The 15,043-nt window shown below is 35.1% G+C and carries 14 protein-coding genes; 10 read left to right on the top strand and 4 right to left on the bottom strand.

Going from position 1 to position 15,043, the window contains the following annotated elements; genetic code table 11:
• Positions 1-11: 11 nt before the first annotated feature.
• Entirely contained in the window at positions 12-572 is a 561-nt protein-coding gene (locus AC3RVF_RS05235) for a LemA family protein (protein WP_489690755.1), read from the bottom strand.
• Between the two features lie 185 nt (positions 573-757).
• Between AC3RVF_RS05235 and AC3RVF_RS05240 the strand changes: the two genes are divergently transcribed.
• From AC3RVF_RS05240 to AC3RVF_RS05280, 9 genes are all read left to right on the top strand, one after another.
• Positions 758-1,366: an alpha-ketoglutarate-dependent dioxygenase AlkB family protein gene (locus AC3RVF_RS05240; RefSeq protein ID WP_489692935.1), complete on the top strand. Its 609-nt coding sequence runs from the start codon at positions 758-760 to the stop codon at positions 1,364-1,366.
• A gap of 336 nt (positions 1,367-1,702) precedes the next feature.
• Complete coding sequence (locus AC3RVF_RS05245) at positions 1,703-3,187, top strand: ATP-dependent nuclease (RefSeq protein WP_489692936.1); 1,485 nt, start codon at positions 1,703-1,705, stop codon at positions 3,185-3,187.
• Positions 3,188-3,438: 251 nt separating this feature from the next.
• Positions 3,439-4,188, top strand: coding sequence for a hypothetical protein (locus AC3RVF_RS05250; protein WP_489692937.1), 750 nt, complete (start codon positions 3,439-3,441; stop codon positions 4,186-4,188).
• A gap of 306 nt (positions 4,189-4,494) precedes the next feature.
• Positions 4,495-5,064, top strand: a complete 570-nt coding sequence (locus AC3RVF_RS05255) for a heavy metal-binding domain-containing protein (protein WP_489692938.1) — start codon at positions 4,495-4,497, stop codon at positions 5,062-5,064.
• Between the two features lie 153 nt (positions 5,065-5,217).
• A complete protein-coding gene (locus AC3RVF_RS05260) occupies positions 5,218-6,252 on the top strand; it encodes an SAM-dependent methyltransferase (protein WP_489692939.1) in 1,035 nt (344 codons plus the stop codon).
• Between the two features lie 186 nt (positions 6,253-6,438).
• On the top strand, positions 6,439-7,206 hold the full coding sequence (locus AC3RVF_RS05265) for a hypothetical protein (RefSeq protein ID WP_489692940.1): 768 nt from the start codon (positions 6,439-6,441) through the stop codon (positions 7,204-7,206).
• 129 nt (positions 7,207-7,335) lie between these two features.
• Positions 7,336-8,649, top strand: a complete 1,314-nt coding sequence (locus tag AC3RVF_RS05270) for a gliding motility protein GldB-related protein (protein WP_489692941.1) — start codon at positions 7,336-7,338, stop codon at positions 8,647-8,649.
• Between the two features lie 250 nt (positions 8,650-8,899).
• Positions 8,900-9,421: a sigma-70 family RNA polymerase sigma factor gene (locus AC3RVF_RS05275; protein ID WP_489690745.1), complete on the top strand. Its 522-nt coding sequence runs from the start codon at positions 8,900-8,902 to the stop codon at positions 9,419-9,421.
• Between the two features lie 52 nt (positions 9,422-9,473).
• On the top strand, positions 9,474-10,226 hold the full coding sequence (locus tag AC3RVF_RS05280) for a DUF6503 family protein (protein ID WP_489690744.1): 753 nt from the start codon (positions 9,474-9,476) through the stop codon (positions 10,224-10,226).
• A 90-nt stretch (positions 10,227-10,316) separates the two neighbouring features.
• On the opposite strand, the gene AC3RVF_RS05285 is transcribed toward AC3RVF_RS05280, so the two are convergent.
• Positions 10,317-12,794 carry a M14 family metallopeptidase gene (locus tag AC3RVF_RS05285; protein WP_489690743.1) on the bottom strand — a complete coding sequence of 826 codons (2,478 nt, stop codon included), beginning with the start codon at positions 12,792-12,794 and terminating at the stop codon, positions 10,317-10,319.
• Between the two features lie 113 nt (positions 12,795-12,907).
• On the opposite strand from AC3RVF_RS05285, the gene bshC reads away from it, so the two are divergent.
• Entirely contained in the window at positions 12,908-14,503 is a 1,596-nt protein-coding gene (gene bshC, locus AC3RVF_RS05290; protein WP_489690742.1) for a bacillithiol biosynthesis cysteine-adding enzyme BshC, read from the top strand.
• Positions 14,504-14,512: 9 nt separating this feature from the next.
• Here the strand turns inward: bshC and AC3RVF_RS05295 are convergent, their stop codons facing one another.
• Complete coding sequence (locus AC3RVF_RS05295; protein ID WP_489690741.1) at positions 14,513-14,776, bottom strand: Txe/YoeB family addiction module toxin; 264 nt, start codon at positions 14,774-14,776, stop codon at positions 14,513-14,515.
• A 2-nt stretch (positions 14,777-14,778) separates the two neighbouring features.
• The gene (locus AC3RVF_RS05300; protein ID WP_489690740.1) at positions 14,779-14,991 is read right to left on the bottom strand and encodes a DUF2683 family protein; all 213 of its coding nucleotides are present in this window, start codon (positions 14,989-14,991) and stop codon (positions 14,779-14,781) included.
• Between the last annotated feature and the right edge of the window lie 52 nt (positions 14,992-15,043).

The following is a 15,043-nucleotide window of genomic DNA, read 5'->3' on the forward strand; positions in this document are numbered from 1 at the left end:
AACTCGAAATTTCAATCAAAACTCACTTTTACATTTTCGCGCGTAGCCTCGTCAACTTCAAAATAGTCGAAATGCTGATAGTTTAGCATTCCAGCAAAAAGCACTCCCGGCAAGCTTTCGCCATAAGTATTGTTTTCCCGAACAGTGCCGTTGTAATATCTGCGGCTGCGCTCTAAATTCTCTTCAATTTCATTTAGTTTTTGCTGCAAGTCTAAAAAGCTAGCATTTGCCTTTAAATCTGGGTACGCCTCGCTTAATGCAAAAATACTTCGCAGAGTTTGCTGCAGCTGATTTTCCGCTTTAATCTGCGCGTTTATATCGCCAGACGGAACCGCCATTGCAGTGTTTCTGGCAGCAATTACACTTTCCAAAGTTTTCTTTTCGTGTGCTGCGTATCCCTTTACTGTTTCCACAAGGTTTGGGATTAGATCGTAACGGCGTTTTAGGGCAACATCTATATTGCTCCAAGCGTCTTTTACCACGTTTTTGTTTTTTACAAAACGGTTGTAAACAATCGCGAACAGTAGTGCCACGACAACTAGTACGCCTATTAAAAGTAGAATTATACTCATAGTGTTGGTTATTGGTTGTTAGTTCAAAATGAAATCTAAGATACTATAATTTCTGTGACTTAGTGGTAAAGATTAATCTGAAATTGGGTTTTAAAATATTGTTTTTTAGCCATTTACTGCCGCAGCACGATACACCCACATATTTTTGTTTATATTTTAAGAAGAAAAGAATAGCTTTGACGTCTATGAAATTGTTCGAATTTGAAATGGATAGCAACCGCAATCTCTTGCCTAAAGACGGCGAAGTTTATTACTACGGAAAAATATTTTCTGAAGCAGAAGCTAGCCGTTATTACGAAACGCTCCTCAATACAATCGATTGGAAAAACGACGAAGCCATTATCTTCGGAAAAAAAATTATTACAAAGCGAAAAATAGCTTGGTACGGCGATCGCGAATTTGAATACACCTACTCTAAAGTCACCAAAAAAGCGCTTTTGTGGACGGCAGCATTACGCCAACTTAAAACACAAATTGAAGCCGAAAGCGCCGAAACATTTAATAGTTGCTTGCTGAATCTCTACCATTCTGGCGATGAAGGCATGGCGTGGCACAGCGATGCCGAAAAAGATTTAAAAAAGAATGGTGCGATTGCCTCAGTAAGTTTTGGCGCGGAGCGCAAATTTGCTTTTAAACACAAAGACACTAAAGAAACCGTGACCCTAAACTTAGAGCACGGCAGCCTTTTAATTATGACCGGCACCACTCAAAAGCACTGGCTACACCGTTTACCTCCCACTAAAAAAGTAGATTCACCAAGGGTTAATCTTACTTTTAGAACGATTGAAGTGTAATTTTTTTTTAAGTTTTAGGGTACGTATCTTCTTACTTTCTAGCTATATGCTAGTTATAAATAAAAACCTATATTTGAAATTCTCCCCATAGTCCACTGAAGCTTTATGCGAAAGTGGGCAATTAATTCCCTCCGCCCGCATGTCGCCGAAGTTTTATTAAACACTCATGCGTTGTGCGAAGGAGGGTAATTAATTTTCTCCATTGTGGTATTCCGTAATGGGGGAATTTTACTTTAAATTATATTTGAAAATAGACTTGCTCACAAGAGTGGGATGAACGCAATTAAGGTTTAGATATTCAATTATATGTACGTTGCCCACAAGCCGAAAAAAAATATGGATATAGAAAAATTAGAAATAGAAAATTTCAGACATATCAAATCTGAAACTATAAAATTCGGCAAAAGATTAACCGTAATTTCTGGCCAAAATGGGACAGGTAAATCATCGATCTTAGGTTGGGTCGCTCAACTTTGTGACTTTAAGAAAACGAATAAACGCTTAACTGATGAATATTTTAAAGAAGATTTCAGCAATGTGTTTATGTTTTGTCCTACCAATGACTATCATAAAAATTACAAAGTAACTTTTACTTATAAAAACGAAGAAACACTAATATCTGAAGAAAAAATAATAACTACACGTCTATTAAAAGAAACTGAAAAATCTAAAATTCGTTATCGAACTGATTTTGATGGCAGAGGAAAAGCTTTGGATTATCCAGTAATTTATTTAGGCTTAAAGAGATTAATCCCGTTTGCAACCGAAAAAAATGTACGTATTAAAACTACAAATGTTCCTGATAAATATATAAATACATTTTCTAACCTATCAAAAGAAATTCTACTTCTTATAGACGATAAAATTAATCCTGAGGCAGTTAAATCAGCTAATAAAAATACATTAGCAATGAAAACAGACTATTATAGTCATTTAGGAAATTCCGCTGGTCAAGATAATATTGGTCAGATTTTATCAGCACTACTTTCATTCCAAAAATTAAAGGACGACCTTAATAAGGAATATAGTGGCGGTATACTTTTAATCGATGAGATTGATGCATCATTATATGCCGGTTCGCAAATTAAATTAGTTGACAAACTATATCGCTACGCAGAAAATCTCGATTTGCAAATTATATTTACAACTCATTCTTTAGAAATTATTAAACATTTGGAAACCAAAATTGGAGATGACACAATAATAAACCACCTAATCATTCGTGATGGTTTTGTAAATAATGTATTAAATCCAACTTATGATTATGTAGCAAATAAAATTAAAAATCAAATCCAAAAAACTAATCAAATTATCAAAAAGAATTTTATTTGCGAGGACAATATTGCTCAACATTGGACGAATAATTTACTAAATGGAACTGATTTAAAAAAAATGCTGAAAGTTGAAAAAGGTCCATTTCCTGAAGGTACGATTGTTTCTATGTCTCAAACAAAACATAGTCTTTTTAAAGATGTAGGATTTATTTTAGATGGAGATGTAAAGAAAAGATTTGCAAAAAAAAAGAGACCTAATAAAACTGTTTTTCTACCAGATGAAAGTCGACCAGAAACAGTTATGTATCAATTCCTAAAAGAATTATCTGATAACGACCCTTTCTGGGATGATAATGCCAATTTTACAAAACAAACCTGTTTTGGCAATTACCAAGGAAATAATAAAAGCGTTCACAAAAGATGGTTTGAGGATTCTGGAAATAAAAGATTTTTTGGAAATACATATTCTAAAATATTCACGAGATGGAAAAGGGACAATAAAGCGAAGGTTATAGACTTTCAAAACGAATTGAGGAGCATCGTATAGGCCAGTGGCCTACACTGTATAAAAAAGATAGGGCAATTTAGTGCTAAGCCCAATATTTCAGGTGTATTAGCAATGTCGCCAATTTTTTTGATTCACAGCTTAATTTTATTTTATATTTTAAAAGTTGTAACGTAGTGGTTAGCTTTAATACAATAAGTGAAAATAAGTGACAATTAAGCTAAGTCAAAATCTAGTTTAAAGCATGTGCCTTTAACTTTGTAAACTATGTACCTTAACGAACATTTAGAAAAATGAGTAAAAATTTAATTGCCTATTTTGACTTGCTTGGTTATAAGCAATTTATTGAAAATAACACTAAGGAATTAACTTCAATTCGAGTAGGTCATATTTTGAGAGACATTGAAAACTCTTTGACTTTAAGAAAAACAAAAAAGATAAACAAAGCCACTGTGATTGCTGACTTGGAATATAGTAAAGTTAACTGTTTAAATATTTCCGACACCATTATTCTCTGGACGGACGATTTTTCTGAGAAAAGTGTTATAAACTTTGTAGAAGTTTCTTCGCAGTTAAATTTTATGCTAAATAAATACACTTTTCCTTGTCGTGGTGTATTAATCTTAGACGAATTTGAGATGATTTCAGGTAATGTTAAAAATTCCAAAGGATTTACTTATAGTCCAAATATTATGTATGGAATTGGATTGTTAAATGCACATATTAAATCGGAAAGTTTTAATATGGCGGGAACCATAATCGATAAATCTTTTCTTCAAGAATTTGAATATAATTCAAAAATAATGGAAACGATAAAAGAAAAAACATTTAAATATTTGGTCCCTTATAAAGAAAACCGTGAGGTCGAAGAATTAGAATATGTATTTAAAATAATCGAAAGTAAATTGAATAATACATCTTTTGAAAATGTAAAAAATGATATAATTAAAAATTTTAATAAAGATAATAAAGGTGTTGATGAAAGTACTAAACTAAAGTTAGATAATACAATCCATTTTTTAAATAGTCATAGCTGGGAATAAAAACTTCTGCCAACACTGTATGAAAAAAATATGGCAAGCAAGTGCTAAACCCAATGATTCAGGCATATTTGCGAGATTGCTAAATCTCTTGATTTGGCTTTTAGTGAATTACGATAACCCGAGATAGAAAGAATTTAAGCTTGAGGTAAATTCAAAAAGTTATCGCTTAAAACCATTCCTTTTTCTTTTTTATAATAGATTATCATTCAATAGAATAAAAACAGTATGAGCCAAATTAAAGAATGTCCTAACTGCCAATCTGTGATAAAAAGCGGCATAATATCGAGTAACTCTTTATACTCGAAAATGGATACCTCAATCATCAATGAATATAATGAAACAAAAGCCGAAGGTTATTGTTCAAAGTGCGGAAAGGAGCTTTACGAAAAATACACTAATCAAATAATTTCGGAAAGAAGAAATCTAACAGACCAAATACAGAGGCTAATTACAATCATTCCTGTAATTTCTGTACATACACCATTGAACTGGGATTATGAGATTATCGGAATGGTAACTGGTCAATCATCTACTGGAACTGGTGTTATAACGGAATTTACATCGTCATTTACAGACTTTTTTGGAGCGCAATCAGGAAGGCACAACGTAAAGTTGAAAGCAGGAGAAGATATGTGTTTCCTACAATTAAGAAAACAGGCATTGGATCTGGGTGCAAATGCAGTAATAGCAACCGATATTGATTATTCAGAAATTGGTTCAGGAAAAGGTATGTTAATGGTATGCATGGCTGGAACTGCTATTAAATTAAAAAATGTAGAAGTAATCGGCAATGGAAAATCTGAATTACTCACGAAATTGCGAGAAGTTGATGAACGATTAAAATGGTTATTTCGATATAAAACTAATCACGAATAAAGAGAGCACAAAACAACTTTGATTACCAAAGAACTGAAGTAAGAAACAGCACATCTATTCATTGATTTTTAAATCCTATCCTCTTCCAATTCATCAAAATAGTTTTTAATCCTTACCTTCCACCATCAAGCAATTAAAAAACATTCACCCCCAATGCCTACAAAACAATCCCTCCTCAATTGCACGGCAGCCTATTTAGAAGACGAACTGCACTACGCTAATTTACTGCAAGCTACTACCGAGTACAAAGCCATTTTAAACGAGCTCTGCGGCGAAGAGATGGATGTTGACGCTGGCCGCACCGATCTTGAGTTTAGCAATGGCAAAGCGCTTGGCACTTATTATACGGCCACGTGTTTAGACGATTTGCTTAGAACGCGGCAGTTTATAAAAGGCATCGATAGCGCTATAAAAGATAAACTTAAAAGCCAAAATCAACTTCATATTTTATACGCTGGCACGGGGCCGTTTGCAACGCTGATTCTGCCTTTGTTATTGCGACATTCGGCACAGAATGTCCACTATACTTTAGTGGAAGTGAATCCGCTGAGTTTTAAAATTCTGCAAAATGTAATTTCAAAATTAGGGTTGGAGGATTATACTATTACATTAGTGCAGGATGATGCAACTACTTATAAAATAGACCCACAAAATGAGCCAGATATTATACTAAGTGAAACCATGCAAAATGCTTTGGCGAAGGAGCAACAGGTTTCAATATTTCTAAATTTGATGCAACAAGTAAAGAAAGACACCCTATTTATCCCCGAAAAAATAGAACTGTTTCTAGGCTTTTCACCAAAAGGAATTGCTGCAGATAAAATTGAAGCCAACCACTATCACAAAGAGAAAAAAGTATTTGAGGTAAGTAAAGAAGCTATGTTTTCTGAAGATAGAGTCAATACTCCACAGACTGATGAATCGATATTTCAAAAATCACAAACGGTTATAACTGCTGAAAAGCTGGAAGAATACGGTCAATTATATCTTTTAACGGAAATACAAGTTTATAAGGATGCGAAAATTAATATTAGTGAAAGCGGTTTAACCACGCCGCTTCGGTTAATGGATATTAAAAATACGATGGCATCAATAACTATTAATACACACTATGAAATCTCCGCAGAGCCAAAACTTGAATATAAAATAAGCATTTCAGAAAAAGTTCAAACTACCACGCTCGCTTAGTGAAATCAATTCTCGATAAAACCTTAAACACTAGAACACAGCATTTTTCAAAAAAACTCTTATATTTGATACTCCTCAGTTTACAAATAGTAACTCCCCAATTTTTATTTTGAATTAAATAGGTTCGTAAAAGCGGTATAAAGCAGCATCATTCCTATTCGATTATAAAAACGATACCAAGTAATCATGATGGAATTTTCGAAAAACGCCTTTTTTTACTTCGCCTTTTTAATATTTTCATACAGTTGCGGCGAGGCTCCACCTGAATCTGTTTCAATAGATGAAAACGCTACAGTGTCTTTAGATTTAGACCCTATCACCGAAATTATAATTAAAGATGGCACCAGTGTTATTGCTATGCAAAAGTTAGATTCGGTTACTAACAGTACTCCTTTTAAAAGAGAAGATTACAAGGTAGTTTTAGAAACCGATGAAAATCTTAAAATGAATGAAGCCGGCGAATTAAAAGTTTGGATTGGCGGTACAGATATAATAAAAGCCCCGCTCCCCGATAAAGTACAGGATGAAACATTGATTCCTGCTAGCATTGGACAATACGCTAAAATTACTCCCTATGCCCCAGATTTTACCGTAACCCCTTTAGAAATAACATGTGTTCGCATTCACCCCAGTGGCTCGGATGTTCGTTTTACACTTATCCCAAAAAAAGCTGGTACCTTAAAAGTGAGCGCTAATATTGAGCTTTTCGATACGGCAGATTGCACGGGCACTTCGGTTCCAAAAACTGCGGCAACGCTAGCTGTAGTGGTTAAAGTAGATAACAAATTTGTGCTTATGTCTAAATTACAAGAATTGGGAACGGTAGTTTGGGACAACTTTTTAAGCTTTTGGAGCGCACTCATCGCCCTTTTATTTGGAGCGTTATTTTTTATAATTCGCCGTAGAATAAAGAAAAAAACAGGCTACGATCCTAAAGATGAAGATGCTGTTTAGCTTCAAATTATACAAGTTTTGCACTTGTACCTTTCTCCAAAAATCTTTCCGAATATATATTAATGAAGTTTATACGTTGATATTTCATAGCAGCTTAGTCACTCCTATTTTCAATCGAAATCTCCACCAATGAAAAACACTTTTCTAATTTCGCTATTAGTTTTCAGCCTTATTGGTTGCGCTAAAAAAGCAACCGTTATAAATAGCAATATTATTACGACAGATATCACCAACTTTTGGAATGCGTATGATAAAATTGCCACTACGCAGGATTCCGTATTGCAGTATAAATATTTGGACAGCCTATATATCCAAAAAGGAAGTGCAGGGTTGAAAGGGATTATGCAAGCAAGAAATTACACGCCCGCAGATTATATAAACGCTATAAATAGTTATCCAAAATTCTGGGCTTCAATTCGCGAAAACACTTTAAAAACCGATGAATATGAAAAAGAATTAAACAGCGGTATTGAAAAGATAAGAGCAATTTACCCAGAAATGAAACCTGCTAAAATGTACTTTACAATTGGAGCTTTACGCACCGGCGGCACATATTTAGACAGTCTCGTTTTAATAGGAAGTGAAATTGCAATGGCAGATAAAAACGCGATAACTTCTGAATTTCCGGAAGCGACGAGAGTCGGAAGACGTTTGTATTTTGACAGCAATCCTATTAATGGTTTGGTGCTTATAAACGTGCACGAATATATACACACCCAGCAAAATGAATTAGTGCACAACCTACTTTCATATTGCCTTCACGAGGGAGTAGCAGAATTTGTTTCAACGGTTGCAATGCAAACCTCGTCTGACGCACCAGCCATAAATTACGGAAAGCAAAACCAAGCGGTAAAAAAGAAATTTGAAGAAGAAATGTTTTACGGCAACAACGTTTCTCAATGGCTTTGGAGCGATGCCATTAATGAATTCAACACAAGAGATTTAGGTTATTATATAGGTTATCAAATTGCTGAATTGAATTACAATAGCGCACAAGATAAGCAGGCAGCAATTAAGGAAATGATAGAATTAGACTACACTAACGAACCACAAATTGAAGATTTTATAAACAGAACCCAGTTCTTTTCTAAACCCATAGAAACACTTTACAACGATTTTGACAATTCGCGGCCAACTGTTTTAAAAATAAAGGAATTCGAAAATAAAAGTGTTTCGGTAAATCCGAATACAAAACAACTGACTATTGAATTTTCCGAACCGCTTAACGGGCACAACACTGGCGTGGATTATGGTCCGTTAGGGGAAGATAATTTTCCAAAAGTTGTTGACAGATATTGGGCCGAGGACAATAAATCTTGGATAATAAAAGTAGAATTAGAACCCAATAAGCAGTATCAGATTTTAATTTCAAATAATTTTAGAACGGAAAAAGGGATTCCGCTAAAGCAATTTTTAATTGAATTTAAAACTTCGGAAAAATAAAGCTAGTAACAGGGCATAAAAAAGTTCAATTAAATTGTATCCTTTTCAACAGTTATGAGTCTACTTTACGAACCTTAAAAGCAATATTATGAATACTTGTAAATGTACCAATTGCGATTGCACCAAATGCAATTGCAAAGACTGCGCAGCAAATACCTGCTCCTGTGAAAGATGTGAATGCAAAAAATGCAGTTGTTGTTAAATTAGCAAAGGTTGGTGTAAAAGCTAACCTTTGTTTTTATTTTTGAATATGGAAACACAACGAATTTGGCGGCTGCATAATGAAGAACTTTATTTTTTCATTTTAAAAAAGGTGAAAAACGAAACTGCCACCAGCGATATTTTTCAGAATACCTTTTTGAAAATTCACAAAAACCTGCAGCAGGTTAAGAAGGAAGAAAAAATAAGGGCTTGGGTTTTTCAGATTGCGCGGAATGAGATTGCCAATTACTTTAAAAATGAATCGAAATATTTAGCCCCAGTTACAGAAGTGGAAGAAACTGTTAGGGATAAAAACCAAGCATATTGCTGTTTTGATAAGTTTATAAACGACTTACCTCCCAAATATCGAGAAACCGTTGGATTGGTTTATATTGAAGGAAAAAAGCAAGATGAGGCTGCAAAAATTTTGGCTATCAGTCTTGCAAATGTAAAGGCGCGAATTCGGCGTTCTAAAGACATTTTAAAAGAAAAATTTAGCGAATGCTGCAAATACGAGTTTGATGAAAACGGGAATTTAATTGGGGAATCCGATTGTTCAACATGTAATTAGACTAGCTAACTATTCTCAACTTCATTCGTATATTTGTAAAAAAAATAATCCTATGCGAATCCTCCCAATAATCGGTTTCCTTATATTTTTCATTTCCTGTAAAGAAGAAAACAAACAACTCACCGCCCAGCAAATTATCGATAAAACCATTGAAAATGCTGGTGGCGAAAAATACGACGTTGCAACTATAAAATTCACTTTTCGCGATATTAAATACAGTAGTCACCGCCAACAAGGCACTTTTGAACTTACACGAACTATCACAGATTCGTTGGGAGAAACACGCGATGTATTAACCAATAGCAACTTTGATCGATTCGCAAATGGCACAAAACTTACTTTGGCAGATTCTACTGTTAGTAAATACTCCAATTCACTAAACTCTGTGCTATATTTTGTGCAATTACCTTACGGTTTAAACGCGCCTGCGGTTAATAAAGATTTGGTTGGCGAAGCGGAAATAAACGGTAAAAAATACTACGAAGTGGAAGTTACTTTTGCCCAAGAAGGTGGCGGTACCGATCACGAAGATGTTTATATGTATTGGATAAGCCAAGATGAATTTACTGTGGATTATTTCGCCTATAAATTCTTTACAGGTAAAGGCGGCATACGTTTTAGAAAAGCGTATAACCCAAGAATAATTAAAGGTCTCCGTTTTGTAGACTACGAAAATTACCAAGTAGAACCTTGGGAAAACGTGAGTTTAACTACAGTTGATGAGCTTTTTGAAGATGGAAAATTAGAGTTGCTTTCAGAAATTAAAACGGAAGATGTTACCGTAGATTTCTCCAAAAAGCAATAAAATAGCAAATTGAAGGCTTAGAAATCAATTTCTGATGAAAATTTTTTCCTTCTTTCCTTTTGAAATAGTAAACCGCAAATATTACAGTTACTAGTATCCCCCAGAATTAACGAAGAACAAAGCATTCGCTAAAAACAACTTCCCATTCTGCCAAAAGGAACGGAAGGACACATCGTCTACCATATAAATTACGCTGCCACTCCCCTTTTTCGCTTCAGCAAAAACGATGGAGTTTTTTAAACCTTTTTTCGCCACATCGCCCGAAAAACCTGATACACTTTCGGCTTCACCATTTATATAACCTACGTTATAACCATCGCTTAAAAATTTATAGGAATCGTTGCCTAGCTTCAAACTGTAATAAGTGTCGCCATACCCAAATGCCAACGGATGGGTATTGTCGAGCGTAACTTTGTAGATACTTCCGGTAATCATATCTTTAGTGCCATCCAGCTCGCGTTGTGCGTAGGGAACCATATTTGCTACTGTATCCTTTTCTTTTTTGGTGTTTTCATCTTCGTTTTTAACAAGATCAAAACCTTCCTTCCCTTCAAAAACTCGCATTGCACTACCAATAGCCACAACTTTTCCGCCTTTAGAAATCCAATCTTCGAGAGTTTTAAAAGCATCCTCATCGAATATCTTTTTGTAATTGCCTTCGGGAAGTACTAATACATCATAATCGCTCCATTTAATTCTGCCAATATCGTCTGTATTTATTGAAGTAATTGGGTATTTTAGTTGTGTTTCAAAAAAGTGCCAAAGTGCGCCATAACTTAAAGATGATGTGCCTTCGCCCTGCAACATGGCCACCTTTTTATTTTTAATTAAATGTACATTCTGCGATCCGAAATCGGTTAATTTATCTGCGAAACTCGTTGGCGAAGCGTAAAGTTGGCGACCTAATTCATTTGCTATTTCGGTAGTTATTTTATCGAAATCTGCGTTGGTTTTATTGTCACTTCGAGTAATAATTAAACTACCACGACCAAAAGTATTCCCACCAAAACCGAGTTCATTTTCTGAAAAGCGCACTTTAATATCATTTTGAAGCAAGGTTGAAAGAAACTCTGCATCTTTTAAACTGTTCCATTTTGCAATGTATCCCGCTGCATTTGGCGAAGCTATATTTAAGACCGTTTTACTCGGGTTGGCAGCATTTGCAGAAACCAAAGTAGTGCTGGCAATAGTTTCCAAGCCAAAAGCATACGGAAGACTCCAAGCAGTAATATCATAAGTCAACGGCGTAGAAAGCGCTGCATTAGGTTCAAAAAGTACTTGCACCATTTTCCCTTTTGGCTGGTTGGTACTTACTACCAATGCGCCGTTTGCATCCATTGAACCCTTTTTATTTTGGGTATAATTAAGGCCCGAAACGGTTCCGCCGTTTGCGTATCCGTATTTAATTTCGTGGCGATCCAGCATATTCGTCAATGCTTTTAGGTTATCTGGATTCCCTTTAAGCACAAAGCTTTTATACTTTAAATTATCATTTTTAAAGAATTTCCCAAATTCAGAATTAAGCTTAGCTGCTTTTTGCGAAGCAACTTCAATAGTTGAAAGCCCGGTGGTGGTGTGATGTGCCACGCGATCAACAAGGGTGAGTTCAATATCTTCATCATTTATAATTCCCAAACCTGCCATTCCGTGGCCAGCTTGCTCGTAAGTCATCCCGATAGCGCCCATAAATAGCGGATACGTATCGCCATAACTTGGATACAGCAAGTCGAAACTTTCGCGAGTAAAGAAAAGCCAACCGTTTTCATCAAAATATTTAGCGTTATTCTTACCTATTGTATTTTGGAATTCGCGTTGCCAAGGCGTAATAGTTTCGTGAAACGGTTCTGCCGCAGGTGCAAAATAGTACGGATTATTAATATATTGCTCGTGAAAATCTACGTGAATCTGCGGCATCCACTGATTGTAAATTTTTAAACGTTGTTGCGTTTCCACTTGACTTGCCCACATCCAATCGCGATTTAAATCGAATAAATAATGGTTTGGTCGTCCGCCAGGCCAAGGTTCGTTGTGCTCAATTGCGTCTCGCGATGAGTTATATGGCGAAGCTTTCATTTGGTTGTACCAGTTTACATAACGATCGCGACCGTCAGGATTTACACCGGGATCCATAATTACAACTGTATTTTTAAGCCAATCTGCGTGTTCGGTAATTAATTTATAAGCGGTATTCATTGCTGCCTCGCTACTACTCGCTTCATTACCGTGCACATTATAGCTAAGCCAAACAATTGCTTTTTCTGGCGAAGCAGTGCCTGCTAATACACCAATGTTCTTTAAATTGTCTGTTCGTATTTTTTCCAAATCTCCCAAATTTTCTTCGGAAGAAATTACAGCATAAGTAAGCCTTCTGCGTTCATTGGTTTTTCCGTAGTCGAAATATTGCACTTTTCCGCTATTGGCTGCTACATGTTCAAAATACGCAACCACGTCTGCGTGACGCGAAAATTCAGTGCCAATTTCATACCCCAAAAATTCCGAAGGAGATTGAAGTTGAGCGAAGATTAGTAACGGGCATACTAGAAATAATAGAGTGAAAAAACGCATCATTTTATACTATTTAAAAGGTGGTCTAAAACTACTAAAGTTTTACCAAATTCAGAATTCTGAATTCTGAATTCTGAATTATAATGTATTTTTGTTCGAATCGTTTTAAAATTCCTATGCCAGCCCTTTCTATTCCTTATAAAAAAACAAGTTATTTCTCTAAATTGATTTGCGATTATCTCGCTGAAGATGACGCTCTGAAACCTTTTTATAAACGTTTTCCAAAATTGGAAAATTTCAAACATCAATTCGAAGAAAAACAAAAGGATTTTACTGAAGAAAAAAGGCATTTATTGGCGAAACGAATAATGTTTCAATACGGCGATAATTCTATTTCTCAAGCTACGCTTAGCAATATTGATCTGCTAAAAGAACATTCCACATTTACAATAACCACAGGGCATCAGCTTAACCTTTTTACTGGTCCGTTGTATTTTTTATATAAAATATTTTCGGCAATCAATCTTGCAGAAAAACTGAATAAAGAATACCCAAAAAATCATTTCGTGCCAGTTTATTGGATGGCAACTGAAGATCACGATTTTGAAGAAATTAATTATTTCAACCTCTTCGGAAAAAAAGTAAAGTGGGATAGACCTTCTGCTGGCGCTGTTGGCGAATTTTCAACGGAAGGCTTAAACGAAGTGAAACAGCAACTAAAAAAGGAGTTTGGCGAAAGTGAAAATGCCAAAAAACTTATATCGCAGTTTGCCGATGCGTATATTAAACACGACAACCTTGCGGATGCGACACGCTATTTGGCGAATACCTTGTTTTATCAACACGGGCTTGTAATTGTTGATGGAAACGACGCCGATCTAAAACGATGTTTTATTCCCTATGCTGAAAAGGAGCTTACAGAAAACCTCAGCTTTAAAATGGTTTCGGAAACAACAGAGAAAATTACAAGTTTGGGTTTTTCGGAACAAGTTCATCCGCGGGAAATCAATCTTTTTTATTTAGTAGAAAATATTCGCGAACGCATTATTGAGCGGGAAGGCAGGTTTTATGTGAATGCTACGGAACTATCTTTTTCGAAAAAGGAAATTATACAAGAATTGCACGAAAATCCAGAGCGATTTTCGCCCAATGCATTATTACGCCCGCTGTATCAAGAGGTGATTTTGCCCAACCTTTGTTACATTGGCGGTGGCGGAGAACTGGCGTATTGGTTCCAATTAAAAGATTATTTTAATACGGTAGAAGTGCCATTCCCTATATTATTACTTCGGAATTCTGCGCTTTTGATTCCGAAAAATCTTTCAGAAAAACTTAAAGAATTAAATACCGATATCGAAGAATTATTTCTTCCGCAGCACGAGCTTATTACACGTCATACCTATAAAATTTCAAAAATTGAAATAGATTTTTCAAAACAAAAAGAATTTCTAAAACAGCAGTTTAAAGATTTATACACCTTAGCCGAAAAAACCGACGTGTCATTTTTGGGAGCTGTTGGTGCGCAGGAAAAGAAACAATTAAACGGTTTAGACAATCTTGAAAAGCGTTTGCTGAAAGCCCAAAAACGAAAACATACCGAAGAAATTGAACGTTTAAAAAATATTCAAAATGAATTATTTCCAAACCACAGTTTACAGGAACGGCAGCTTAACTTTTCTGAATTTTATTTGGAATACGGACCGGAATTGCTCGATGTAATAAAGGAAAATTTGGATCCGTTGGACTTCAATTTTACTGTTTTGGAATTATAATGAAATCCGTTAATAGTGCCCTTTTAAGGATAGAACAATAATCCTATCTCCCTTTACTTCATAAACTAATCTATGCTCCTTATTAATTCTGCGGCTCCAGCAACCAGAAAGATTATATTTTAATGGTTCTGGTTTACCAAGACCTTCAAAAGGATGATCTATGGCATCATTTAAAAGCTGAAAAATTTTTTGTAGTATTTTTAGATTGCCAGATTTTTTGTGAAAAGCAATATCTTCATTGGCCTGTCCCGTAAAATCTAGAACATATTCCATTGTTAAGACTTTAAATATTTCTCTAAATCTTCTTGAACCACGGTTGTATAATTACTTTCTTTATACTGTTCTTGACTCTTTTTAATTTTTTCAACAAAATCAGGGTTGTATGGACTATCTTCGTCTCCAGTTTCAAAAGTAACTTTTAGTTCTTTCAAATATTCTGTGATTTTTTTCATTTTATCACTTTCAGCATGGACGATGATTGTCTTCATAATAACATTTATTTTTATGAATAAATATACAAATTTAATCCAAAACAAATAG

This window comes from Aequorivita sp. IT1183 (assembly GCF_058068265.1).

Bases quoted from the DNA above. Each gene is read 5' to 3' on its own strand.
- AC3RVF_RS05280 (WP_489690744.1), top strand. From the start codon at position 9,474: ATGCGAATCCTCCCAATAATCGGTTTCCTTATATTTTTCATTTCCTGT.
- AC3RVF_RS05240 (WP_489692935.1), top strand. From the start codon at position 758: ATGAAATTGTTCGAATTTGAAATGGATAGCAACCGCAATCTCTTGCCT.
- AC3RVF_RS05245 (WP_489692936.1), top strand. From the start codon at position 1,703: ATGGATATAGAAAAATTAGAAATAGAAAATTTCAGACATATCAAATCT.
- AC3RVF_RS05300 (WP_489690740.1), bottom strand. From the start codon at position 14,991: ATGAAGACAATCATCGTCCATGCTGAAAGTGATAAAATGAAAAAAATC.
- AC3RVF_RS05285 (WP_489690743.1), bottom strand. From the start codon at position 12,794: ATGATGCGTTTTTTCACTCTATTATTTCTAGTATGCCCGTTACTAATC.
- AC3RVF_RS05235 (WP_489690755.1), bottom strand. From the start codon at position 572: ATGAGTATAATTCTACTTTTAATAGGCGTACTAGTTGTCGTGGCACTA.
- AC3RVF_RS05250 (WP_489692937.1), top strand. From the start codon at position 3,439: ATGAGTAAAAATTTAATTGCCTATTTTGACTTGCTTGGTTATAAGCAA.
- AC3RVF_RS05275 (WP_489690745.1), top strand. From the start codon at position 8,900: ATGGAAACACAACGAATTTGGCGGCTGCATAATGAAGAACTTTATTTT.
- bshC (WP_489690742.1), top strand. From the start codon at position 12,908: ATGCCAGCCCTTTCTATTCCTTATAAAAAAACAAGTTATTTCTCTAAA.
- AC3RVF_RS05255 (WP_489692938.1), top strand. From the start codon at position 4,495: ATGGATACCTCAATCATCAATGAATATAATGAAACAAAAGCCGAAGGT.
- AC3RVF_RS05295 (WP_489690741.1), bottom strand. From the start codon at position 14,776: ATGGAATATGTTCTAGATTTTACGGGACAGGCCAATGAAGATATTGCT.
- AC3RVF_RS05265 (WP_489692940.1), top strand. From the start codon at position 6,439: ATGATGGAATTTTCGAAAAACGCCTTTTTTTACTTCGCCTTTTTAATA.
- AC3RVF_RS05260 (WP_489692939.1), top strand. From the start codon at position 5,218: ATGCCTACAAAACAATCCCTCCTCAATTGCACGGCAGCCTATTTAGAA.
- AC3RVF_RS05270 (WP_489692941.1), top strand. From the start codon at position 7,336: ATGAAAAACACTTTTCTAATTTCGCTATTAGTTTTCAGCCTTATTGGT.